Source organism: Conyzicola lurida (assembly GCF_014204935.1).
GTDB lineage: Bacteria > Actinomycetota > Actinomycetes > Actinomycetales > Microbacteriaceae > Conyzicola > Conyzicola lurida.
The window spans coordinates 800,041-821,996 of record NZ_JACHMJ010000001.1 but is presented as its reverse complement, the minus strand read 5'-3'; the positions used below and the strand labels follow the sequence as shown (position 1 = coordinate 821,996).

At 68.6% G+C, this 21,956-nt stretch carries 24 protein-coding genes; 13 read left to right on the top strand and 11 right to left on the bottom strand.

What is annotated here, in order from left to right:
* Positions 1-95 precede the first annotated feature (95 nt).
* Positions 96-1,526, top strand: a complete 1,431-nt coding sequence (locus HD599_RS03995) for a DEAD/DEAH box helicase (protein ID WP_184233835.1) — start codon at positions 96-98, stop codon at positions 1,524-1,526.
* Between the two features lie 104 nt (positions 1,527-1,630).
* Entirely contained in the window at positions 1,631-2,140 is a 510-nt protein-coding gene (locus HD599_RS03990) for a DUF805 domain-containing protein (RefSeq protein ID WP_184233833.1), read from the top strand.
* Here the strand turns inward: HD599_RS03990 and HD599_RS03985 are convergent, their stop codons facing one another.
* Positions 2,141-2,995: a PHP domain-containing protein gene (locus HD599_RS03985; RefSeq protein WP_184233831.1), complete on the bottom strand. Its 855-nt coding sequence runs from the start codon at positions 2,993-2,995 to the stop codon at positions 2,141-2,143.
* A gap of 59 nt (positions 2,996-3,054) precedes the next feature.
* Here HD599_RS03985 and HD599_RS03980 point away from each other — a divergent pair, with 59 nt between their 5' ends.
* Together HD599_RS03980 and HD599_RS03975 are read left to right on the top strand one after the other, a co-directional pair.
* On the top strand, positions 3,055-4,068 hold the full coding sequence (locus tag HD599_RS03980; RefSeq protein WP_184233829.1) for an endonuclease/exonuclease/phosphatase family protein: 1,014 nt from the start codon (positions 3,055-3,057) through the stop codon (positions 4,066-4,068).
* A gap of 51 nt (positions 4,069-4,119) precedes the next feature.
* Positions 4,120-5,610, top strand: a complete 1,491-nt coding sequence (locus HD599_RS03975; protein ID WP_184233827.1) for an aminopeptidase P family protein — start codon at positions 4,120-4,122, stop codon at positions 5,608-5,610.
* 51 nt (positions 5,611-5,661) lie between these two features.
* Here HD599_RS03975 and HD599_RS03970 read toward each other — a convergent pair whose 3' ends face one another.
* From HD599_RS03970 to HD599_RS03960, 3 genes are all read right to left on the bottom strand, one after another.
* Complete coding sequence (locus HD599_RS03970) at positions 5,662-6,021, bottom strand: ArsR/SmtB family transcription factor (RefSeq protein WP_184233825.1); 360 nt, start codon at positions 6,019-6,021, stop codon at positions 5,662-5,664.
* 197 nt (positions 6,022-6,218) lie between these two features.
* The gene (locus tag HD599_RS03965) at positions 6,219-6,782 is read right to left on the bottom strand and encodes a TetR/AcrR family transcriptional regulator (RefSeq protein WP_184233823.1); all 564 of its coding nucleotides are present in this window, start codon (positions 6,780-6,782) and stop codon (positions 6,219-6,221) included.
* A gap of 11 nt (positions 6,783-6,793) precedes the next feature.
* On the bottom strand, positions 6,794-7,291 hold the full coding sequence (locus HD599_RS03960) for a general stress protein (RefSeq protein ID WP_184233821.1): 498 nt from the start codon (positions 7,289-7,291) through the stop codon (positions 6,794-6,796).
* A 36-nt stretch (positions 7,292-7,327) separates the two neighbouring features.
* On the opposite strand from HD599_RS03960, the gene HD599_RS03955 reads away from it, so the two are divergent.
* The 6 genes from HD599_RS03955 to HD599_RS03930 all read left to right on the top strand — a co-directional run bounded on the left by HD599_RS03955 (position 7,328) and on the right by HD599_RS03930 (position 13,656).
* Complete coding sequence (locus HD599_RS03955; RefSeq protein WP_184233819.1) at positions 7,328-8,647, top strand: magnesium transporter MgtE N-terminal domain-containing protein; 1,320 nt, start codon at positions 7,328-7,330, stop codon at positions 8,645-8,647.
* Positions 8,634-9,149 (top strand): DUF1003 domain-containing protein, encoded by a 516-nt coding sequence (locus HD599_RS03950; RefSeq protein WP_184233817.1) that lies wholly within the window; start codon positions 8,634-8,636, stop codon positions 9,147-9,149. The genes HD599_RS03955 and HD599_RS03950 overlap by 14 nt, the downstream gene beginning before the upstream one ends.
* Entirely contained in the window at positions 9,146-10,264 is a 1,119-nt protein-coding gene (locus HD599_RS03945) for a P-loop NTPase (protein ID WP_184233815.1), read from the top strand. Before HD599_RS03950 ends, HD599_RS03945 begins: the two co-directional genes overlap by 4 nt.
* A 35-nt stretch (positions 10,265-10,299) precedes the next feature.
* The gene (locus HD599_RS03940) at positions 10,300-10,815 is read left to right on the top strand and encodes a putative glycolipid-binding domain-containing protein (RefSeq protein ID WP_184233813.1); all 516 of its coding nucleotides are present in this window, start codon (positions 10,300-10,302) and stop codon (positions 10,813-10,815) included.
* A 316-nt stretch (positions 10,816-11,131) separates the two neighbouring features.
* Positions 11,132-12,061: a LysR family transcriptional regulator gene (locus HD599_RS03935; protein ID WP_184233811.1), complete on the top strand. Its 930-nt coding sequence runs from the start codon at positions 11,132-11,134 to the stop codon at positions 12,059-12,061.
* Between the two features lie 44 nt (positions 12,062-12,105).
* Positions 12,106-13,656: a succinic semialdehyde dehydrogenase gene (locus HD599_RS03930; protein WP_184233809.1), complete on the top strand. Its 1,551-nt coding sequence runs from the start codon at positions 12,106-12,108 to the stop codon at positions 13,654-13,656.
* A gap of 63 nt (positions 13,657-13,719) precedes the next feature.
* Here HD599_RS03930 and HD599_RS03925 read toward each other — a convergent pair whose 3' ends face one another.
* Positions 13,720-14,091, bottom strand: a complete 372-nt coding sequence (locus HD599_RS03925) for a twin-arginine translocase TatA/TatE family subunit (RefSeq protein WP_184233807.1) — start codon at positions 14,089-14,091, stop codon at positions 13,720-13,722.
* Positions 14,092-14,155: 64 nt separating this feature from the next.
* Here HD599_RS03925 and HD599_RS03920 point away from each other — a divergent pair, with 64 nt between their 5' ends.
* Complete coding sequence (locus tag HD599_RS03920; protein WP_184233805.1) at positions 14,156-14,788, top strand: class I SAM-dependent methyltransferase; 633 nt, start codon at positions 14,156-14,158, stop codon at positions 14,786-14,788.
* Positions 14,789-14,884: 96 nt separating this feature from the next.
* On the opposite strand, the gene HD599_RS03915 is transcribed toward HD599_RS03920, so the two are convergent.
* From HD599_RS03915 to dapE, 3 genes are all read right to left on the bottom strand, one after another.
* Complete coding sequence (locus tag HD599_RS03915; protein WP_184233803.1) at positions 14,885-15,058, bottom strand: DUF3117 domain-containing protein; 174 nt, start codon at positions 15,056-15,058, stop codon at positions 14,885-14,887.
* 80 nt (positions 15,059-15,138) lie between these two features.
* On the bottom strand, positions 15,139-16,398 hold the full coding sequence (locus HD599_RS03910; protein WP_343061870.1) for a hypothetical protein: 1,260 nt from the start codon (positions 16,396-16,398) through the stop codon (positions 15,139-15,141).
* The gene (dapE, locus tag HD599_RS03905) at positions 16,380-17,477 is read right to left on the bottom strand and encodes a succinyl-diaminopimelate desuccinylase (RefSeq protein ID WP_184233801.1); all 1,098 of its coding nucleotides are present in this window, start codon (positions 17,475-17,477) and stop codon (positions 16,380-16,382) included. The genes HD599_RS03910 and dapE overlap by 19 nt, the downstream gene beginning before the upstream one ends.
* Positions 17,478-17,509: 32 nt before the next feature.
* Between dapE and dapD the strand changes: the two genes are divergently transcribed.
* Together dapD and HD599_RS03895 are read left to right on the top strand one after the other, a co-directional pair.
* Positions 17,510-18,472: a 2,3,4,5-tetrahydropyridine-2,6-dicarboxylate N-succinyltransferase gene (dapD, locus tag HD599_RS03900; RefSeq protein WP_184233799.1), complete on the top strand. Its 963-nt coding sequence runs from the start codon at positions 17,510-17,512 to the stop codon at positions 18,470-18,472.
* A gap of 116 nt (positions 18,473-18,588) precedes the next feature.
* Complete coding sequence (locus HD599_RS03895) at positions 18,589-19,035, top strand: hypothetical protein (protein ID WP_184233797.1); 447 nt, start codon at positions 18,589-18,591, stop codon at positions 19,033-19,035.
* Between the two features lie 87 nt (positions 19,036-19,122).
* Here the strand turns inward: HD599_RS03895 and HD599_RS03890 are convergent, their stop codons facing one another.
* From HD599_RS03890 to fdxA, 3 genes are all read right to left on the bottom strand, one after another.
* Positions 19,123-20,409 carry a citrate synthase gene (locus HD599_RS03890; protein ID WP_184240282.1) on the bottom strand — a complete coding sequence of 429 codons (1,287 nt, stop codon included), beginning with the start codon at positions 20,407-20,409 and terminating at the stop codon, positions 19,123-19,125.
* A gap of 99 nt (positions 20,410-20,508) precedes the next feature.
* A complete protein-coding gene (gene dapC, locus HD599_RS03885; RefSeq protein WP_184233795.1) occupies positions 20,509-21,615 on the bottom strand; it encodes a succinyldiaminopimelate transaminase in 1,107 nt (368 codons plus the stop codon).
* 1 nt (position 21,616) lies between these two features.
* Positions 21,617-21,943: a ferredoxin gene (gene fdxA / locus HD599_RS03880; protein WP_184233793.1), complete on the bottom strand. Its 327-nt coding sequence runs from the start codon at positions 21,941-21,943 to the stop codon at positions 21,617-21,619.
* Positions 21,944-21,956: the final 13 nt, after the last annotated feature.

Below are 21,956 nucleotides of genomic sequence, written 5' to 3'. Positions count from 1 at the left end.
CACCGCTAAACTATGCATAATGCCCCCCATATCTGGCGGGGGCCCTGCGCCCCAGGACAAAGCGGGCGTACCTCGACCGTAAGGGCACACGTACATTGACATTCGCTGATCTCAAGATCGACCAGGACATGGTCGACGCACTCGCAACCAAGGGCATCGTCGAGCCCTTCCCCATCCAGGAGCAGACCATCCCCATGGGTCTCGCCGGCCAGGACATCATCGGCCAAGCCAAGACGGGTACCGGTAAGACCCTCGGCTTCGGTCTCCCCCTCCTCCAGGAACTCGGCATCGACCCGGCTCCCGGCGTGCAGGCCCTCGTCGTGGTCCCGACCCGCGAGCTGTGCGTGCAGGTTGCCGAAGACCTCACGCTCGCGGCATCCAACCGCTCGACCACCGTCGCCGCCATCTACGGCGGCAAGGCCTACGAGGGCCAGGTCGAGCAGATCAAGGCCGGAGCCCAGGTGATCGTCGGTACCCCCGGCCGCCTGCTCGACCTCGCGAGCCAGCGCATGCTGAGCCTCAAGGACATCAAGGTCATGGTCCTCGACGAGGCCGACAAGATGCTCGACCTCGGCTTCCTCGCCGACATCGAGAAGCTGTTCGCGCAGACGCCCGCGACCCGCCACACGATGCTGTTCTCCGCGACGATGCCCGGCCCGATCGTGGCCCTCGCCCGTCGCTTTATGAACAAGCCGATCCACATCCGCGCGACCGACCCCAACGAGGGCCTCACGCAGAAGAACATCAAGCACGTCGTCTACCGCGCGCACTCGCTCGACAAAGACGAGGTCATCGCCCGCATCCTGCAGGCCGAGGGCCGCGGCAAGACCGTCGTCTTCACGCGCACCAAGCGCGCCGCCGCCAAGCTGGTCGAAGAGCTGAACGACCGTGGCTTCAACGCCGCCGCCGTGCACGGCGACCTGAACCAGGACCAGCGCGAGCGCGCCATGGCAGCGTTCAAGGCCGGCAAGAAGGACATCCTGATTGCCACGGATGTCGCGGCCCGCGGTATCGACGTCAACGACGTCACGCACGTGATCAACCACACCATCCCCGACGACCACGACACCTACCTGCACCGCGCGGGCCGTACGGGCCGTGCCGGCAAGACCGGTATCGCCGTGACGTTCGTCGACTGGGACGACATGCACAAGTGGTCGCTCATCAACAAGGCGCTCGAGATGGGCATCCCCGAGCCGATGGAGACCTACTCCTCCTCGCCGCACCTCTTCACCGACCTCGACATCCCCGAGGGCTCGAAGGGCCGGCTCAAGACCGCGGGCCCGCCCCGCGTGCGCGAGCCGCAGGCAGCGTCGGGCTCACGCGACGGCGGCCGTGGCGGCCAGCGCAGCGGTGGTGACCGCAACGGTGGCGGCGACCGTAGCGGTGGCGGCCAGCGCCCCGCCCGCTCGAACTCCTCCGGCAGCGCGCCGGCGGCGGCTCCCGCGGCGGACGGCACCGCCCGTCCCCCGCGCAGCCGCAACCGCACGCGCACCCGCCGCCCGTCGACACCGGCCGCAGAGTAGCGTCACGCCCCGAACGCCCCGCTCCCGCCCCTCGGCGGAGCGGGGCGTTTGTCGCTTCCGGCTGTCGAACTCGACATTGACTCGAAAACTGACAGTATGGGGCGATGACCGATAACAACGCGCGCTTCACTCCTCCGACCGCCCCGCCCCTGCCGCCGGTCACCCCCGTCGCCGAGGGAGAGCATCCGCTCTCCCTGCCCTACTACGGCGCCGGCCCCGTCACGGCGGTCAAGCGCTTCTTCCAGAATTACGCCGTGTTCTCCGGCCGCGCCAGCCGCGCCGAGTACTGGTGGACCACCCTCGCGTTCTACCTGGTTATCATCGTGCTCTCGGTGCTCGCCGGAGTCGTCGGCTCAGCGACGCGCACGGTCGACCAGTACGGCGAGTACCAGCCGGGCGGCGCAATTCTCGTCTTCGTGATCCCGATCCTGCTGATCACCCTCGCGAGCATCGTGCCGTTCATCGCGCTCAGCGTGCGCCGCCTGCACGACGCGAACCTGTCGGGACTCTTCTACTTGCTCAACTTCATCCCGTCGCTGGGCAGCCTGATCATGCTGATCCTCGCCGTGCTGCCGCCGCAGCCCGAGGGCGCGCGCTTCGACGGGCCGCGCTAGCTAGGAGTAGAACGGCGCCGAACCGGTACCGGCGGCGAGGATGCGTTCGAGCGCCGCGGGGCTCGTGGTGTTCTCGCCCAGCCGGTTCGGTTTGCCCGTTCCGTGGTAGTCGCTCGCCCCGGTGAGCACGAGCCCGAAGCGCGCGGCGAGCGCGCGCAGCCGATCCTTGCCGATCTCGGTGTTGTCGCGGTGGTCGACCTCGAGCCCGACGAGACCCGCGTCGACGAGTTGCGCGATGGTCCCGTCATCCATGGGCCGGTATTTATCGTGGGTGGCCGGGTGTGCCAGCACCGGCACTCCCCCGGCGGCGACGATCATGCGCACGCCCTCGAGCGGGCTCGGCGCGTAGTACTTCTCGTAGTAGCCGCCCTGCCAGTGCAGGATGCTCGCGAACGCGGCGCTGCGGTCGACGACGTGGCCGCGGGCCACGAGGGCGTCGGCGATGTGCGGGCGCCCGAGCGAGCCGCCGTCGGACGACTGCGCGAGCACGTCGTCCCAGGTGATCGCGTAGTCGCGGGCGATGCGTTCGACGATGCGCTCGGCCCGGTGCAGCCGGCCGTCGCGGATGCGCGCGGTCTCCCGCATGATCGTCGCGTCGTCGGGATCGAACAGGTACGCGAGCATGTGCACGCTCGCCTGCCCCTGGTTGGTGCTGAGTTCCATGCCGGGCACGAGCATCAAGCCGGTGCCGGATGCCGCGGCCGCAGCCTCCGCCCAGCCCGCGGTCGAGTCGTGGTCGGTCAACGCCACCGTCCCGAGACCCGCGGACACCGCCGCGCCGATCAGCTCGGCCGGCGTCTCTGTGCCGTCAGACACGCTGCTGTGCGTGTGGAGATCGATCGGTCCGGTAGGCATCCTGCAACTCTATTGCCGCGGCGGAGTCTCTTCAGCCCGAACGGGTATGGTGAGGGGCCATGTTTCGCCGTCTCCTCGCCGCCGTCGTCCTCGTCGTGGTCGCGGCCGTGCTGCTCGTTCTCGCGTGGCCGCAGCTGTTCGGCCTGCAGCAGGCGGTGGGCGTCGCCCACGTCGTGTCGTTCCGCGCCGTCGCAGCGGTGGTCGCGGTCGGCCTGATGGTGATCTTCACCCTGATCGGTCTCCTCTTCCACACCCCGCGGCGCCTCCTCGCCGGCCTCGCCGTGCTGCTGCTGGTCTTCGCGTTGATCAACACCGCGGTGCTGTCGGTGCGCGGCTTCGGCAACGCGAGCGCCGAGACGCAGACCGAGTCGGGCGTCACCGTGCTGTCGTGGAACACCCTCGGCGACGTACCGAGCGCCGACACCATCGCCACGATCGCGCTCGACGAGGGTGCGGATATCGTGACGCTGCCGGAGACGACCGAGGCGATGGCGCTCGAGGTTTCTATCCTGATGAAGGCCGAAGGGCGCCCGATGTGGGTGCATACCGTCGCCTTCGACCAGGTCTCCAAGGCCCGGTCGACGTCGGTGTTGACCAGTGCCGAGCTCGGCGAGTACTCCCAAGACACCGAGATCGGCAACACCGCGACCCTGCCCACGGTGGTGCTGCGCCCCGACGACGGCAGCGGCCCCACCATCATCTCCGTGCACAGCGTGGCACCCGTTCCCGGCGAGTTCGACAACTGGCGCGCCGACCTCGACTGGCTGGCCGCGGCCTGCAGCGGCGACAACGTCATCATGGCGGGCGACTTCAACTCCACCCTCGACCACATGACCGGCCTCGGCACGACGGCGGAGACGACCCTCGGCGACTGCGCCGACACGGCACTCGCGACCGGCAACGCGGCCGTCGGCACCTGGCCGACGACGATCCCCGCGCTACTCGGGTCGCCGATCGACCACATCATGGCGACCGAGAACTGGCGCGTCATCGGCATGCGCGTGCTGCAGGACCGCGACACCGCGGGCAGCGACCACCGCCCGATCGTCGCGCAGCTGCAGCCCGCCGACTGACGCGACTCATCGTCACCGCCCCGCCCAGCCGTCCGGGGGCACAATAGAGGTATGGCTGACACGACTTCCGACGCCCCGCGCGCCACCTCCAACCGTTCCACCACTCCCAAGTCGTCGGCGTTCACCGACTTCATCTCGTCCGGCTGGGCAGAGCGGGCGGATGCCGCACCCGAACCCCGCGCCCAGTCCGCGTTCGCCGTGGCCCGTCGCGCCCGCATCTCCGAGCTGCACCCGGGCAAGCGCCTCATCGTTCCCGCCGGCGCGGCCAAGGTGCGCTCGAACGACACCGACTACCCGTTCCGCGCGCACTCCGCGTTCGCGCACCTCACCGGATGGGGCGCCGACGCCGTCTCCGGCAGCGTGCTCGTGCTCGAACCGACCGCCGACGGCCACATCGCCACCCTGTACTTCCGCGAGGCGGCCGGCCGTGATTCCGACGAGTTCTACGCCAACTCCGACGTCGGAGAGTTCTGGACCGGCCCGCGTCCCTCGCTCGCCCACGTCGCCGCCGACCTCGGCCTCGCCACCGCGAACCTCGAGGCCTTCTCCGCCGTGCTCGACACCGTCGACGCCGACACGCTGCTCGTGCGCGAGGCCGACCGCGACATCACCGACCAGGTCGACGGCCGCCGCCTGCTCTCCGCCGCGACCGACGCGCTCGACGTCCTCGACGGCGAGAGCGGCGGGGACGACGACCTCGCCCGCGACCTCAGCGAGCTGCGCCTGGTCAAGGACGACTACGAGGTCGAGCAGATGCGCCTCGCCGTCGACGTGACCAAGCGCGGATTCGACGACGTCATCGCCGACCTGCCCCAGATCGTCGCGCACGAGCGGGGCGAGCGACTCGTCGAGGGCACGTTCAACCGCCGTGCCCGCGCCGACGGCAACACGGTGGGATACGACACGATCGCGGCATCCGGCCCCCACGCCTGCATCCTGCACTGGACCCGCAACGACGGACCCGTCGTGCCCGGCGACCTGATCCTGCTCGACGCCGGTATCGAGCTCGAGAGCTACTACACGGCCGACATCACGCGCACGCTGCCGATCGGCGGCACGTTCACCGACGTGCAGCGCCGCGTCTACGAGGCAGTCCTCGAAGCAGCGGATGCCGCTCTCGCGATCGTGCGCCCGGGAATCCGGTTCCGCGAGATCCACGCCGAGGCCATGCGGGTCATCGCCGCCAAGACGGCCGAGTGGGGCTTGCTGCCCGTCTCCGCCGAGGAGTCCCTCGAGCCCGACCACCAGTACCACCGCCGGTACATGGTGCACGGCACGAGCCACCACCTCGGCATCGACGTGCACGACTGTGCCGCCGCCCGCCGCGACCTCTACCTCGACGGCGTGCTCGAGCCCGGCATGGTCTTCACGATCGAGCCCGGCCTGTACTTCCAGCCCGACGACCTCACCGTTCCCGAGGAATACCGCGGCATCGGCGTGCGCATCGAGGACGACATCGTCGTCACGGCGACGGGCGCCGAGAACCTGTCGGCCGGCATCCCGCGCACGGTCGCCGAGGTCGAGGCCTGGCTGGCGCGCTAGCCGTCGCAGCCCCTTCCGTGCCGGTCGCTCGTATTGACTCGTCCGGTGGCGTCAGCCGTCCAGCGGCGTCGGCCGGAAGGGGTCTCCCGTGGAGGCGTATGCCGGGTTGGTGTCGTTCTTCGACAGCGTTCCGATGCGGCGTTTCCAAAGGTATCTGAGCCACTCGAGGACTCTGTCGACGAGCCGCCACCACTCGTCTCTGAGCTTGTACCAGCGCACCGGCCCCTCCACCTGGACGTCGACCCAGCCACTGTCGCGCAGCACCGCGAGGTGCTTCGAGACGGCCGAGCGCCCGACGCCGTAGTTACCGGTGACGGCGTCGGAGATCTCGCCCGACATGTGCTCGCCCGATGCGAGAATCTGGACGATGCGAAATCTCACCGGGTGGGACAGCACCTCGAACGAGTTCATCTTCTATATGTAACCCGTCAGGGAAATCACCGAGGCCCCGAGCGGCGATCTGCGGAAGAGCCGTCGCGCCGGTAGACGGTGGAGGAGAGGCGCAGCCGGAACAGATCTGCGATTTCGCTATGCCACCTGAGCGTGGCATACGGAAAACGGAGACCCGAGTGCCGAACGGCGTTAGAGCCGGGCCGAACTGAGAGTGCTCAGTCCCACCACGACGGCAGCATCGCCATCAGCACGTCGGCGACGCGGTCTTTGTCCCACTCGTCCGAGGCGACCGCGAACTCGATCGCGCCGACGAGGCCGTAGCCCACGAAGGCGGCGACGAGACGGGGGTCGCCCGGCACTTTCTCGGGCGGGACCGAGTTGAGGATGTGCTCGAGCGACGACTGCATGAACTCGGTGCCGAGCACGTGGTGGATGGTGCCGTCGGTCGAGTCGCTGAGTGCCAGGCGGTATACCGAGAGATAGCGGTCGATGTGGTTGGCCGAGTTCTCGATCGCTCGGCGGGTGACGATGGGCGCCGGCTCCTCGCCACTCGCCCGCGCCTCGTGGTCGAGCACCTGGATGCGTTTGAGGTCCGCGGTGAGCACGCTCGCGAGCAGCTCCGACGGCGACGCGAAGTGGCTGTAGAACGTCGCGCGGTTGATGGCGGCCTCGCGCGTGACGTCCGACACGGTGATCCGTGAGACGGGCGTCGCGGATGCGAGGGAGATGATCGCCGAGGAGAGGGCGGCCTCTGTATTGAGAATTCGTGCGTCAACCATGATTGCCTGAACTATACCGAGGGATGCTCTGGTTGAGACAGCACCTGATTGGCCTTTGCCGTGAGCTCCGGATCGATGATGATCTGGTAGTTCGACGCCAGCACCTGGTGGGTCGAGGTGAAGTCGCGGCGCCGGCGATTGAGCGCGTAGTTCACGATGCCGAACAGCATGCCGAACCCGGCGCCGATGAGCGCCGCGGCGATCACGAATCCGATCTGCGGCGAGGTGGTGAACAGGAACAGCAGGATGCCGAAGAACAGTCCGAGCCAGGCTCCGCTCGCGGCACCCGTGGCCGCCGCTCGGCCGTAGGTGAGCTTGCCGGTAACCCGCTCGACCGTTTTCAGGTCGTTGCCGACGATGACGAGCTGCTTGACCTCGAACTCCGCTTTGGAGAGCCGGTCGACGATGCTCTGCGCCTCGACGTAGGTCTCATAGGTACCGAGAACATCGCCTTTGGGCAATGCCGGCTGGGCCTGGGGTCTGCGTCCGAATGCGCTCTCGTTGCTCACGATTCCATTGTCCCATTGCGGCGGTAGGGTTTTAGTGTGAGCGCCACGAGAGTTTTTGCTGCCCGCCTGTCCGGGTGCTCCGTTTTCGACCCCAACGGCGACAAAGTCGGCCGAGTGCGCGACGTTCTCGTCGTCTACCGCAATAATCTCCCCCCGCGCGTCATCGGTTTCATCGTCGAGGTGCCCGGAAAGAAGCAGGTCTTCCTCTCCATCGGCCGCGTCACCAGCATCGGCTCGGGCCAGATCATCACGACCGGCCTGATCAACCTGCGCCGCTTCGAGCAGCGCGGCGGCGAGATCCGGGTCATGTCCGAGCTGCTGGGCCGCAAGGTCACGCTGGCCGACGGCTCCGGCGACGCCACGATCGAAGACGTCGCGATCGAGGAGACCGGTCTCGGCGAGTGGGAGATCTCGCAGCTCTTCTGCCGCCTCCCCAAGACCACCGGCGCACCGTTCGCCAAGGGCGCCACGGTCTTCGTCCGCTGGAAAGAGATCCGCGAGAAGACCACGGGCGAGGCCCAGTCCGCCACACAGCTCGTCGCGAGCTACGCCGACCTGCTGCCCGCCGACCTCGCCAACGCCATGCTCGACCTCTCCGAGCAGCGTATGTACGAGGTCGCCGAAGAGCTCAGCGACGACCGCCTCGCCGACGTCTTGGAAGAGATGCCGGAGAGCGAGCAGGTCGACATCATGAACCAGCTCGACGACGACCGTGCGGCCGACGTGCTCGACCAGATGCAGCCGGATGACGCGGCCGACCTCATCGCCCACCTCAGCAACGAGCGCGGCGAGGCCCTGCTCGACCTCATGGAGCCGGAGGAAGCGGAGGACGTGCGCTTCCTGCTCGCCTACGCCCCCGACACCGCGGGTGGCCTGATGACCACCGAGCCGATCATCGTCTCGGCCGACGCGACCGTCGCCGAGGGCCTCGCGCTCATCCGTCGCCACGAACTCGCCCCCGCGCTCGGTGCCGCAATCTGCGTCACGCTGCCGCCGTTCGAATCACCCACGGGCCGCTACCTGGGCATGGTGCACTTCCAGCGCATGCTGCGCTACCCGCCGAACGAGCGCCTCGGCACGCTGCTCGACACGAACCTGGAACCCGTGCTCGCGAGCGCCAGCGCCGCCGAGGTCTCCCGCATCCTCGCGAGCTACAACCTCGTCTCCGTCCCCGTCATCGACGAGAACCACCGGCTGGTCGGGGTGGTGACCATTGACGATGTCCTCGACTACCTGTTGCCCGACGACTGGCGAAGTACCGATTCCGACGACGAGATACCCGATCTCGAACCCGTACCCGCAACCACTTCGAGCATTCCTGTAAAGGGAAGGAGGACGACCAATGGCACGCACTAACCGGATCAACCGGGCCGACGCCCGTCTCGACTCCCCCAAGGGTCTCCGCACCGCCTTCCGGTTCGAGAGCCGCGACCGCTTCGGCCGCTTCACCGAGTCGATCGCCCGCGGCATGGGAACCCCGTGGTTCCTCTTCGGCCTCTCGGTCTTCGTGGTGATCTGGATGCTCTACAACACGCTGGCTCCGGTGGGCATCCGCTTCGACTCGGCCGCGATCGGCTTCACCGCCCTCACGCTCATCCTGTCGCTGCAGGCCTCCTACGCGGCCCCGCTGATCCTGCTCGCGCAGAACCGGCAGGACGACCGCGACCGCGTTCAGATCGAGCAGGACCGTCAGCGCTCCGAGCGCAACCTCAACGACACCGAGTACCTGGCCCGCGAGGTCGTGGCGCTGCGGCTCGCGATGAAGGACATGGCGTCGAAGGAGTTCATCCGCAGCGAGCTGCGAGCGTTGCTCGCCGAGCTCGACGAGCGCGACGGCACCAAGGAGACCGCGGATTGACTGAGGCACTCGAAGCCGCAGTCCTCACCGCCCTCCGCCGGGTCATCGACCCCGAGATCCGGCAGCCGATCGTCGACCTCGACATGATTTCCGGCGTCAGAGTGGATGGCGGTGCCGCCACGGTTGCGCTGAAGCTGACGATCGTGGGCTGCCCGGCCGCGGACACCATCGAACGCGATGTGCGTGAGGCCGCGGCATCCGTCTCGGGTATTCACGAGGTGAGCGTCGACGTCGGGATCATGTCCCGCGCCGAACGCGACGCCCTGACCGACAAACTGCGGGGCGGACGACCCAAGACGCTCCAGTTCGGCCCCGACTCGCTCACGCGCATCTACGCGGTCACCAGCGGCAAGGGCGGCGTCGGCAAGTCGACGCTCACCGCCAACCTCGGGGTGGCTCTCGCGCAGCGCGGGCTCCGGGTCGGGATCGTCGACGCCGACGTGTTCGGGTTCTCGATCCCCGGCATCCTCGGTATCGCCGGCGCCAAGCCGACCCAGGTGAACGAGATGATCCTGCCGCCGCTCGCCCACGATGTGAAGGTCATCTCGATCGGCATGTTCGTGGACGAGCACACGGCGGTGTCGTGGCGCGGGCCCATGCTGCACCGCACGATCCAGCAGTTCCTCACCGACGTGTACTTCGGCGACCTCGACGTGCTGCTGCTCGACCTGCCGCCCGGCACCGGGGACATCGCGATCTCCATCGGCCAGCTGCTGCCCCAGGCCGAGATCATCGTCGTCACGACGCCGCAGCCCGCCGCGGCGGAGGTCGCCGAGCGCAGCGCCCTCGTCGCGCGCCAGACCGGGCAGAAGGTCATCGGCGTGATCGAGAACATGTCGGGGCTCGTGCAGCCCGACGGCTCGGTCCTCGAGCTGTTCGGCAGCGGGGGCGGGGCGGATGCCGCGGCCCGCCTCTCCACTCCCGAGGAGCCGGTCGACGTGCTGGCCGCGATTCCGCTGTCGATCGCCCTGCGCGAGGGCGGCGACACCGGCCGGCCGATCGTGCTCTCCACCCCCGACGACCCGGCGGCACAGGCGATCGCCGCACTCGCCGCGCGCCTCGGGGTGCGCGCACGCGGGCTCGCCGGCCGCAAGCTGGGCTTCACGGTCAACTGATTGAGAGATCGCGCCCCGCGCGGTAGACCGGTGGGATGACGAGACTGCGCTGGACGAGCGAGACGACGACCGAGACCGCCGTCGTGTCGGCATCGCCCGACGGGTGGCACGTCGAAGCGCTCGTCGAGGGCACGCCCGCCGTGCGCTACTCCCTGACGGCGGACGAGGGCTGGGCAACCCGGGCGGTGCGCGTGGCGACGAGGGAGCGGTCGATCGAGCTGCTCGCCGACGGCCGCGGCCGCTGGAGCGACGGCGAGGGGCGCGCACTCCCCCACCTGGACGGCGCCCTCGACGTAGACATCAGCGCGACCCCGCTCACCAATACCCTGGCGATCGCGCGGCTCGCCCTTCCCGTCGGCACGAGCGCGGAGATCGTCACGGCGTACGTCGCGGTGCCGGAACTCACGACCGCGTCCGACCCGCAGCGGTACACGCGCCTCGGCGAGCACCTGTACCGCTACGAGTCGCTCGACTCCGACTTCACGCGGGAGATCGAGGTCGACGACGACGGCTTCGTGCTGGACTACCCGGGCCTGTTCCGCCGGACGTGAGCCGCGGCATCCATCGCGCTTCTTACGACTCGCGCCCCGTTAACGACGAAAGTGCAGTCGCGAATACGACTGCACTTCGGGGTGCGGGCTCGGCCCGCCGGGCGGCGCTCAGGCGCGACGCGTGGGAACGCGACGGTAGCCGTCGCGGAGCGTGACGATGACGGCTCCGATGATTCCGGCGACGGACAGGGCTGCGATGAGGGCGATTTCGATGAGCATGGGCTGGTGTTTCTTTCTCTAGGTCTGAATCAATTCAACAACCGACAACCGTTTAGCACAATCACATAATGCTTGTGCATATATGTAGAGTTGCTACATGGATGTGCGACGACTCGAACTGCTCCGTGAACTGGCCGAGCGCGGCAGCATCACCGCCGTCGCGACCGCCACAAATCGCACCTCATCTGCGGTTTCCCAGCAGCTGAAGGTGCTCGAGCGCGAGGCGGGCATCCCGTTGACCGAGCGCCGCGGCCGGGGCGTCGTGCTCACCGGCGCGGGACGCATGCTCGCGCAGACCGCGACCGACGTCGCCGTCGCCCTGCAGCGCGCCGACGCCCTGTGGGAGGACTTCAAACAGGCACCGAGCGGCGACGTGTCGCTGACCATCTTCCCGACCGGCGGACAGATGCTGCTGCCCGGTCTGCTCGCCGCGATCGAGGACGTTCCGGGCCTCACCCTGATGTGTTCCGACCAGGATCCGCTGCTGCCCGACTTCGCCGACCTCACCCCCGACTTCGATATCGTCGTGGCCGACGCGCCCGCCATCCTGCCGTCGTGGCGCGAGCGCGGCCTGGCCGTGCTGCCCCTGATGACCGAGCCGCTCGACGTGGCCCTGCCCGAGGGGCACCCGCTGTCGGAGAAGAAGACGCTCTCCCCCAAGGACCTCGTCGACGAGTCGTGGATCGGTGTGCCGGTCGGATTCCCGTTCGACCGCATCCTGCGGCAGGTCGAGACCGTCAACGGCACCCCGGCCCGCGTTCTGCAGCGCTTCGTCGACAACGGCATCGTCGAGTCGGTGGTCGCGGCCGGGCACGGCATCGCGATCCTGCCGCGCTATACGACGCGCGACCACGAGAACGGGCTCGTCACCCGCCCGCTCACCGGGGTCCGCGCCATCCGTCAGATCTCCGCGCTGATGCGTCCCGACCGGGCCGAGCGGCCGTCGGTGCGGCTCGTCGCAGAGGCCCTGCGCGCGGAGGCCCAGCGCTTCGTCGCCGAGCACAAGACCGAGTCGCCACAAACCTGAGCGCAAAACGGGTTCGACGCCCGCCACGGTCATAGGCTGTAGCCATGCCAGCCTTCACCGCCGATCGCGCCGCCGTCTCCGACCTCGTCGGCGACCTCGCGGGCGATGCGTCCGCCACGATCCCCGTCATCGCACCGTTTACCGGCGAGGTGCTGCACGACCTTCCGCAGGGCACGGCCCAGGACGTCGTGGATGCCGCGGCGACCGCACGCGCGGCACAGCGCGCCTGGCGCGCCGCCGGCCACGCCCACCGCCGCCGCGTGCTTCTCAAGGCCCACGATCTGCTCCTGGAGCGCCGCGAAGAGCTCATGGACATCCTGCAGACCGAGACCGGCAAGACCCGCGGTCAGGCGTTCGAGGAGGTCTTCAGCGGCGCGAGCGTGACGCGCTACTACGCGGTCTCCGCCGCGGGGGTGCTCGCCACCGCCCGTCGCCGCTCCGGCATCCCCCTCGTCGTCCGCACGCGCGTCAGTTACAAGCCCAAGGGCCTCGTCGGCGTCATCACCCCGTGGAACTACCCGCTCTCGCTCAGCCTCATGGACGTCGTACCCGCGCTGGCCGCCGGCAACGGGGTCGTGCAAAAGGCCGACAACCAGGGCGCGCTGAGCATCCTCGCGTCCCGCCGCGCGTTCATCGACGCCGGTGTACCCGCCGCGCTCTGGGCAGTCGTCGCCGGCGACGGGGCCGAGATCGGCAATGCGGTGGTGGATGTCGCCGACTACGTCTGCTTCACGGGCTCGACGAAAACCGGAACAGCCGTCGGGGTCCGCGCTGCCGAGCGTCTCATCGGCGCCTCGCTCGAGCTCGGCGGCAAGAACCCGTTGCTCGTGCTCGACGACGTGGAGCCGGCCACCGCCGCCGCCAACGCGGTCTACTCGTGCTACTCCTCGATGGGGCAGCTCTGCGTGTCGATCGAGCGCATCTACGTGCAGCGCGCCGTCGCGGACTCGTTCACCCGGTCGTTCGTCGAACGCGTCGCGCAGCTGAAGCAGGGCTCGGCGCTCGACTTCAGCACCGACGTCGGCTCTCTCACCTCGGCCGCGCAGCTCGAACGGGTCTCCGCACACGTGGACGACGCGGTCGCCAAGGGCGCTCGCGTGCTGACCGGTGGCCGCGCCCGCCCCGACCTCGGACCCTTCTTCTACGAGCCGACCGTGCTCGTCGACGTCACGGACGACATGCTCTGCGCCCGCGGCGAGACCTTCGGACCCGTGGTCGCGATCCACGTCGTGCAGAGCGAGGACGAGGCGGTCGTCGCCGCCAACTCCTCCGAGTTCGGACTCAACGCGTCGGTGTTCAGCGGCTCGGTCGCTCGTGCCCGCCGCGTCGCCGACCGCCTCGACGCGGGCAGCGTCAACATCAACGAGGGCTACCGGGCGAGCTTCGGCAGCATCGACGCGCCCATGGGCGGGATGAAGCACTCGGGGCTGGGCCGCCGCAACGGGCCGGAAGGGCTGCTGCGCTTCGTCGAGGCCCGCACGGTCGCGGAGTCGACCGGGCGCATCACGCTGCCGCGCACGGGTGCCGAGTTCGCGGTGATGACCGGGGTCATGGTGGCGATGCTCGTGGGGCTTAAGGCGCTGCGGCGCGAGTAGAGCGGGTTGAGCCCGTCGAAACCCCGAAACCAGGATTTCGACAAGCTCAATCAGCTGACGGTGCTACGTCGCCTCGGTATCGAAGGGGGCGGGCTTGCCCTCACGGAGGAACCGCTGCCGCTGCGCGTACGCCGACTCGATCGGGGGTTTGATCACCGGTGCCGGAGCGGCGGCCGCGTCATCCTCGATCAGGGCTTCTCGGATAATCCTGCGGGGGTCGTACTGACGGGGGTCGAGCTTCTTCCAGTCGACGTCGTCGAAGTCGGGGCCCATCTCCTCGCGCATGCGCTCTTTGGCACCGTTCGCCATGGCACGCAACGATTTCGTCAGACGCGCGAGCTGGGAGGCGTAGTAGGGGAGGCGTTCGGGGCCGAGCAGAAAGACAGCCACGATCCCGATGATCAGCAGCTTCTCGAACGTCAACCCAAAGGACACCCGTTCAGAATAGTCCCTCGTTGCCGTGGGCTGACTTACAGTGGGGAGGAACAAGGAGTATTTGGTGGCAGGTAAAGAGTCGAGCTGGAAGTTCGCAGAAGAGTTCGTCGTCGAGCGGCCGGAGATCGCGCTCGCGCGCCAACACTCCGTCGAGGTGGGTGTCGAACCCGTGTCGCCCGCCACCGGTGCGCAGTTGGCTGTGCTCGCGGCAGCGTCGAAGGCGACGAACATCATGGAGATCGGCACCGGTCTCGGCGTCAGCGGGCTCTGGATGCTCCAGGGCGCCCCGAACGCCGTGCTCACGTCGATCGACTCCGAGATCGACCACCAGCAGCTCGCGAAGGTCAACTTCACGGCAGCCGACATCCCGGCCAACCGCATCCGGCTCATCGCCGGCCGAGCCCTCGACGTGCTGCCGCGCATGAACGAGTCGAGCTACGACCTCGTGCTCGTCGACGCCGATCCGCACTCGGTCATCGAGTACGTCGAACACGGCCTGCGCATGGTCCGCACCGGCGGCACCGTCGTCGTGGCCCACGCCCTCTGGCGCGGCCGTGTGGCCGACCCGGCGCAGCGCGACGACACCGTCACGAACTTCCGCACGATTCTGCGCGAGGTGGCCGACTCGGCCGCCGTCATCAGCTCGCTCTCGCCCGTGGGCGACGGGCTGCTGCAGCTCACCAAGATCGCGGACTGAGCTCTCCGGCGAGCGGGCGGGCGTCGGCCCGCCCGTTTCCGGGCACACAAAACCCGCGTGCCGCCGGATAGCTGCACGCGGGTTTTGGTGGAGGTGCTACGCGGTTGCGACTACGCCCGCGAGAGCATCGTGAAGTTCTTTTGCCTCAGCGTCGTTGACCGACACTACGAGTCGGCCGCCACCCTCGAGTGGAACACGAACGATGATGAGGCGTCCTTCTTTCACAGCCTCCATTGGGCCGTCTCCGGTCCTCGGTTTCATGGCTGCCATGAGAAGTCCCCTTTCGTAGGTACGTATCTATTATCGACCATTAATCGGTCTCTCAAAACCGAGGTCTCCTTGAGTAACGTTTACGGGGGTGTCCAGTCATACCCGTCGGACCACCACGCGATGTGAATCCAGCCGATCTGACCGGCGATACAGAGCAGCACGACGGCGAGCCGGTAGATCCACGACCGGGGTTGGGCGATTGCTCCCCACAGCGGGAACACCGGCATCAGCAGCCGGAACGTGCTCGACTGCGGGAAGAACACGGCCAGCAGGTAGAGCGCATAGCTGGCGACCCAGTACCGGATGTCGGGGCCGAGCCGCTTCACCCACGGCGAGAACATGAACGCCGTGAACGCGACGACGAGCAGCACCAAGAGCACGATGCCGAGCCCGCCCGGCAGCCACCAGTTCGCACCGAGGATCCACGGCGTGAGCGGGATCAGCTCCTGATAGCCGATGTACGCGGCGCGCCAGGCCAGTTCCGTGTCGGTGTACGCCGTCCACGATCCGGTGACCGCCGCGGCGATCAGCAACCAGGCGAAACCACTGATCACGCTCACCAGAACGACGGTGACGGATGCCGCGACCTCGCGCCGACCGAATGGATCACGCTCGCGCGTGACCCACCGGTGCACCACGTGCAGTCCCATCGCGAGGGCGAAGGCGAGCCCGCTCGGCCGGGTCAGCGACATCACGACCACCACCGGGAGGAGCCGCCAATAGTCGCGTTTCAACAGCAGGTAGAGCGCGAGGGTGAGGAAGAACGCGTGCATCGACTCGGCGTAGGCGACCTGCAGCATCGGAGAGAGCGGGGCGAAGCAGTAGAGCACGACGGCGAACAGCGCGGTGCCGGACGGCAGCACGAGGTTCATCAGCCTGTAGAACAGCAACGCGGTGCCGAGGGCGAAGGCTACCGAGACGACCACGGCGATGGTGCGGTAGTCGAGCCCCGTCGCGAACATCAGGCCGCGGACGACCGCCGGGTAGCCCGGCATAAACGCCCACGCGTTTTCGGAGACGTGGCCCTCCGCCGTGACGGGCAGCTCGTCCGGGTACCCGGACACGGCGATGATGTAGTACCAGTTGCCGTCCCAGAACTTGGCGAACTCGAGGTACGACGGATGCGCGCCGCTCCACGCGTTGTACTGCTGGCGGCTGGCGAACCAGAGCATGATCGCGGTCGTCACGACACGCGAGGCCACGAATACCACCAGCACCCGCGCCCACCACGGGGTCAGGCGGTAGCGGACCGCCGCCCAGACGGCGAGGCCGCTTCGGCGGCGCCGCTCGGTCGAGGGCGGCCCGACGAGGGCGTCGAACCTCAGCCCGTCTGCAGCCACGCGCGCAGACCGTCCTCACAGGCGGTGATCTGGTGCAGCGCCACCCGCTCGTCGTCCGCGTGCGCCTTGAGCGGGTCGCCTGGACCGTAGTTGACGGCGGGCACCCCGAGGGCGGAGAAGCGCGCGACATCGGTCCAGCCGTACTTGGGCTTGGCCTCTCCCCCGACGGCGGCGATGAAGTTCTGCGCGAGCGGGGCGTCGAGCCCGGGGCGGGCCCCTTCGGCCAGGTCGGTCACGGTGACGTCGAAGCCGGCGAACAGCTCGCGCAGGTGCGCGACGGCCTCGTCGCCGCTGCGGCTCGGCGCGAAGCGGAAGTTGACGGTCACCACCGCTTCGTCCGGGATGACGTTGCCGGCGATCCCGCCGGTGATGCCGACCGCGTTGAGCCCCTCGCGGAACACGAGCCCCTCGACCTCGATCTGCTGCGGCTCGTAGGCGGCGAGGATGTTCAACACCGCCGCCGCGTCGTGGATCGCGTTGTGCCCGACCCACGCGCGTGCGGAGTGGGCACGGAGACCGAACGTGCGCACCTCGATGCGGGCGGTGCCGTTGCAGCCGCCCTCGATGTCGGAGTTGGTCGGCTCGCCGAGGATCGCGAAGTCGCCGGCGAACAGGTCGGGGCGGGTGGCCGCGAGCAGTCCGAGGCCGTTGAGCTCGGAGGCGACCTCTTCGTTGTCGTACCACATCCAGGTCACGTCGACCGCGGGCTCCGCGAGCTCGACGGCGAGCTTGAGCTGCACGGCGACGCCGGCCTTCATGTCCACGGTGCCGCGGCCCCAGAGGTACTCGACGCCGTCGATCTCCTCGTAGCGGGTGGGCAGGTTGTCGTTGAGCGGCACGGTGTCGATGTGCCCGGCGATCACGACCCGGCGCTCGCGTCCGAGGTTCGTGCGCGCGACGATCGTGTTGCCGTCGCGCACGACCTCGAGGTGCGCGGCCCCGGCGAGAGCGGCCTCGACGGCGTCGGCGATGGTCTTCTCATTGCCCGAGACCGACTCGATGTCGCACAGCTGGCGCGTGATGTCGATGGACGTCTGCCCGAGGTCGAGAACGGGCAGGGTCAGGGGGGTCTCGGGCATGCTGACAAGTTTAGGGTCGGTACGCTGGAGGCATGAATTCTCGCGCCGCCTGGGGCTACGGCCTCGCCACGACAGCTTCCGACTCCACGATCCTCGACACCTGGTTCCCGACTCCCCAGCTGGGCGCGCGCCCCGAGAGCACGGACCCGTACATCGCACCCACCGAGCTGGAGGGTCTGCTCGGTGCCGACGACCGCCGCAACGTGCGCGTCGACTTCCTCACGGTCGAGATCGACCTCGACGCGGCCCCCGCGTCCACCCCCGACGCCTACCTTCGTCTGCACCTGCTCAGCCACCTGCTGGTCGCCCCGAACACGATCAACCTCGACGGCATCTTCGGCTTCCTGCCGATCGTCGCGTGGACGACCGCCGGCCCGATGCACCCCGACGACTTCACCCGCCTGCGCCCCGTGCTGCAGCGCGCCGGCATCTCCGCGCACTGCATCGACAAGTTCCCGCGCCTGCTCGACTACGTGGTGCCGCCGCGCGTGCGCATCGCCGACGCCTCGCGCGTGCGCCTCGGCGCCCACCTCGCTCCCGGTACCACCGTGATGCACGAGGGCTTCGTCAACTTCAACGCCGGCACCCTCGGCACCTCGATGGTGGAGGGCCGCATCTCGCAGGGCGTCGTCGTCGGCGACGGTTCCGACATCGGCGGTGGCGCCTCGATCATGGGCACCCTCTCGGGCGGCGGCAAGCAGCGCGTCGAGATCGGCGAGCGGGCGCTGCTCGGCGCGAACTCGGGCATCGGCATCTCGATCGGCGACGACTCGGTCGTCGAGGCCGGCCTCTACGTCACGGCCGGAACCAAGGTCGTCATCGTGCCGCCCAAGTCGGAGATCGCCGACCCCGTCAACGGGCCGCGCACCGTCAAGGCCGCCGAGCTCAGCGGTGTGCCGAACCTGCTCTTCCGCCGCAACTCGCTCACCGGCGCGGTCGAGGTTCTCGGCCGCTCCGGCACAGGCATCGAGCTGAACTCCGCCCTGCACGCGTAGACCACGGCCGCTCGACAGGATCGCGCGCCGGCCGCCGGCCGATCCGTCCTGTCGAGCGGGCGACAGGCACATCCAGGCCTGTCGAGTGTGCGGGGTCGCGGCGCTACGATCGGGGCATGCAGGGGCGCATGACCGCGGTCGTCGCCGCGGCCTCGGTCGTGGCGCTCGCTGTCGCGGGCGCGTCGTGGGCGTACTCGCAGCCGACGCTCCCCGGCGCCGCGCTCATCGTCGGCTACTACGGTCCCCCGTCGCGGATCACGCTCGCGACCCGGACGGTCGAGCCCGGCAGCTACCTGCTCGGCTATGGCGCTCTCGTGCAGTTCTTCTCGACCTCTCCGACCGCGATGCTCGAGTGCGGTCTCGTCGACACGACCGGCCGCATCGGGTACATCGACCAGATCGTCTCTGCCGTCGAGCCCACCGGTCGCTGGACGCGCATCGGGTCGTCGGCCGTCTACGACATCCCCGAGGTGACGCTCGGCATCCGCTGCATCCCGAACGGCGAGGGCGAGATCGGCATCGGCTTCCGGAACGCCGAGATCATCGCCCGGCAGTTCGACTGACGTCGGCAGCGATCGTCAACGCCGGATGCCGCGGCAGACACCCCTTGCAGGGCGCCGGCCGCGGCATCCGATGGTCGTTTCCCGTCCCTAGCGCTCCGGCCAGGACCGCTCGGGCTCGCCCACGTACAGCTGCTGCGGGCGTCCGATCTTGGTGGCGGGGTCGAGGTTCATCTCGCGCCAGTGCGCGATCCAGCCGGGCAGGCGTCCGATCGCGAACAGCGGGGTGAACATGCGCGGCGGGAAACCCATCGCCTTGTAGATGACGCCCGTGTAGAAGTCGACGTTCGGGTAGAGCTTGCGTTCGACGAAATAGTCGTCGGCGAGGGCCACGGCTTCGAGCTCCTTGGCGATGTCGAGCAGGTCGTCCTGCACGCCGAGCGCCTCGAGCACCTCGTCGGCGCTCTCCTTCACGAGGGTCGCCCGCGGGTCGAAGTTCTTGTACACCCGGTGGCCGAAGCCCATCAGGCGCACGCCCTCTTCCTTGTTCTTCACGCGCTCGACGAACTTGGTGACGTCGTCGCCCGAGTCTTTGATCTCCTGCAGCATCTTGAGCACCGCCTCGTTGGCACCGCCGTGCAGCGGGCCGTAGAGCGCGTTGATGCCGGCGGAGACCGACGCGAAGATGTTGGCCTCGGTCGAACCGACGAGCCGCACGGTCGAGGTCGACGCGTTCTGCTCGTGGTCTTCGTGCAGGATCAGCAACCGGTCCAGCGCCTTGGAGAGCACCGGGTTCACCTCGTACGGCTCGGCCATCGTGCCGAAGTTGAGCTTGAGGAAGTTGTCGACGAAGCTCAGCGAGTTGTCGGGGTAGAGGAACGCCTGGCCGAGGCTCTTCTTGTGCGCGTAGGCCGCGATCACGGGGAGCTTGGCGAGTAGGCGCACGATCGACATCTCGATCTGCTCGGGGTCTTTGACGCTCAGCGATCCCTCGTAGTAGGTCGAGAGCGCGGAGACGGCGCTCGAGAGTACCGACATCGGGTGCGCGTTGTGCGGCAGGGCGTCGAAGAAACGACGGAGGTCCTCGTGCAGCAGCGTGTGCCGGCGGATCCGCTCGTCGAACTCCGAGAGCTCGCTCGCCGACGGCAGCTCGCCGTAGATGAGCAACCACGCGGTCTCGAGGTAGGTGGAGTTCTTCGCCACCGCTTCGATCGGGTACCCGCGGTAGCGCAGGATCCCCGCGTCGCCGTCGATGTACGTGATCGCGCTCTTCGTCGAGGCGGTGTTCACGAAGCCCTGGTCGAGCGTCGTAAAGCCCGTCTGCTTCATAAAAGTGGAGATGTCGATGCTGTCGCGGCCGTCTACGCCGCGAATGACCGGGAACTCCGCTGTTCCCCCCGGAAAGTGCAGCGTGGCCTTTTCTGTACCTGGCGCCATGTCATTCACGCCTACAGCCTATTAGGCAGGAGCCACTACCGCCGCATCGCCCAAATGCCCGCCAAACAGGTTGGAGGATTTCTCCAACCTCGGGAGGGGTTATGCCAACTGCGCGATACGTTCCGCCGCGGCCTCGGCCTGGGCGTCGGTCACCGTCAGGGCGATGCGCACGTGCTCGGGCGCGTTGTCGCCGTAGAACGAACCGGGCACGACGAGGACGCCGACCTCGGCGAACGCGGCGACGGTCTGCCACGAGGGCTCGCCGCGGGTCGCCCAGAGGTAGAGTCCCGCTTCGCTGTGGTCGACGCGGAAGCCCGCGGCCTCGACGGCGGTCTTCACGCGGTCGCGGCGCGCGCGGTACAGCTCGCGCTGCGCGGCCACGTGCGCCTCGTCGCCGAGCGCGGCGATCATCGCGGCCTGCACGGGAGCGGGCGGGATGAGGCCCGCGTGCTTGCGGATGCCCAGCAGCTCGGCGATGAGATCGCTGCAGCCGGCGACGAATCCGGCGCGGTAGCCCGCGAGGTTCGACTGCTTGCTGAGCGAGTACACCGAGAGCACCGAGCTGCGGTCGCCGTCGATGACGCGCGGGTCGAGGATCGATGGGGTGGGCTCGTCGCCCTCCCAGTTGAGCTCGGCGTAGCACTCGTCGCTCGCGATCACGGCGCCCAGCTCGCGGGCACGCGCGACGGCGCGCTTGAGGCCGTCGACGTCGAGCACGCGGCCGTCGGGGTTGCCGGGCGAGTTCACCCAGACGAGCTTGGTGTTCTCGGGCCACTCGGCGGGGTCGTCGCTCGCGACGACGGAGGCGCCGGCGAGCGCGGCGCCGATAGCGTAGGTGGGGTAGGCGACGGCGGGGTGCACCACGACGTCGTCGGCACCGAGGCCGAGCATGAGAGGCAGCCAGGCGATGAGCTCCTTGGAGCCGATCGACGGCAGGACGTTGGCGACGGTGAGATCGTGCACGCCGCGGCGGCGCGAGTACCAGTCGACGATCGACTCGCGCAGGGCGGGCGTGCCGGCGACCTGCGGGTAAGCGTGCGCGTCGGTCGCGGCGTTCAGTGCGTCGCGGATGACCGCGGGCGTCGGGTCGACGGGCGAGCCGACGGAGAGGTCGATGATGCCGCCGGGATGCTTTTTGGCGATCGTGGCGTAGGGAACCAGCGCGTCCCAGGGAAAGTCGGGCAGCGCGAGCGGGGTGCGCGCCATGCTATTCGGCGTGGCCGTTGAAGGGCTCGGCCATCACGAGCGGGTGGTCGCTGTGGATGACTCCGACCTTCGCAGCGCCGCCGGGCGAGCCGACCTCGCTGAAGAACTCGACGTTCGCCTTGTAGTAGTCGGCCCACTGGTCGGGCACGTCGTCTTCGTAGTATATGGCTTCGACGGGGCACACCGGCTCGCAGGCACCGCAGTCGACGCACTCGTCGGGGTGGATGTAGAGCATCCGGTCGCCCTCGTAGATGCAGTCGACGGGGCACTCGTCGATGCAGGCGCGGTCTTTGACGTCGACACAGGGTTGGGCGATGACGTAGGTCACTTGAGTCGATTGT

What these genes read in the sequence shown, in the direction of transcription:
- HD599_RS03990 (WP_184233833.1), top strand. Translation starts at nt 1,631, where the DNA reads ATGACCGATAACAACGCGCGCTTCACTCCTCCGACCGCCCCGCCCCTG.
- HD599_RS03890 (WP_184240282.1), bottom strand. Translation starts at nt 20,409, where the DNA reads ATGGCGCCAGGTACAGAAAAGGCCACGCTGCACTTTCCGGGGGGAACA.
- HD599_RS03950 (WP_184233817.1), top strand. Translation starts at nt 8,634, where the DNA reads ATGGCACGCACTAACCGGATCAACCGGGCCGACGCCCGTCTCGACTCC.
- dapD (WP_184233799.1), top strand. Translation starts at nt 17,510, where the DNA reads ATGAATTCTCGCGCCGCCTGGGGCTACGGCCTCGCCACGACAGCTTCC.
- dapC (WP_184233795.1), bottom strand. Translation starts at nt 21,615, where the DNA reads ATGGCGCGCACCCCGCTCGCGCTGCCCGACTTTCCCTGGGACGCGCTG.
- HD599_RS03980 (WP_184233829.1), top strand. Translation starts at nt 3,055, where the DNA reads ATGTTTCGCCGTCTCCTCGCCGCCGTCGTCCTCGTCGTGGTCGCGGCC.
- HD599_RS03970 (WP_184233825.1), bottom strand. Translation starts at nt 6,021, where the DNA reads ATGAACTCGTTCGAGGTGCTGTCCCACCCGGTGAGATTTCGCATCGTC.
- dapE (WP_184233801.1), bottom strand. Translation starts at nt 17,477, where the DNA reads ATGCCCGAGACCCCCCTGACCCTGCCCGTTCTCGACCTCGGGCAGACG.
- HD599_RS03975 (WP_184233827.1), top strand. Translation starts at nt 4,120, where the DNA reads ATGGCTGACACGACTTCCGACGCCCCGCGCGCCACCTCCAACCGTTCC.
- HD599_RS03930 (WP_184233809.1), top strand. Translation starts at nt 12,106, where the DNA reads ATGCCAGCCTTCACCGCCGATCGCGCCGCCGTCTCCGACCTCGTCGGC.
- HD599_RS03895 (WP_184233797.1), top strand. Translation starts at nt 18,589, where the DNA reads ATGCAGGGGCGCATGACCGCGGTCGTCGCCGCGGCCTCGGTCGTGGCG.
- HD599_RS03985 (WP_184233831.1), bottom strand. Translation starts at nt 2,995, where the DNA reads ATGCCTACCGGACCGATCGATCTCCACACGCACAGCAGCGTGTCTGAC.
- HD599_RS03965 (WP_184233823.1), bottom strand. Translation starts at nt 6,782, where the DNA reads ATGGTTGACGCACGAATTCTCAATACAGAGGCCGCCCTCTCCTCGGCG.
- HD599_RS03940 (WP_184233813.1), top strand. Translation starts at nt 10,300, where the DNA reads ATGACGAGACTGCGCTGGACGAGCGAGACGACGACCGAGACCGCCGTC.
- HD599_RS03935 (WP_184233811.1), top strand. Translation starts at nt 11,132, where the DNA reads ATGGATGTGCGACGACTCGAACTGCTCCGTGAACTGGCCGAGCGCGGC.
- HD599_RS03915 (WP_184233803.1), bottom strand. Translation starts at nt 15,058, where the DNA reads ATGGCAGCCATGAAACCGAGGACCGGAGACGGCCCAATGGAGGCTGTG.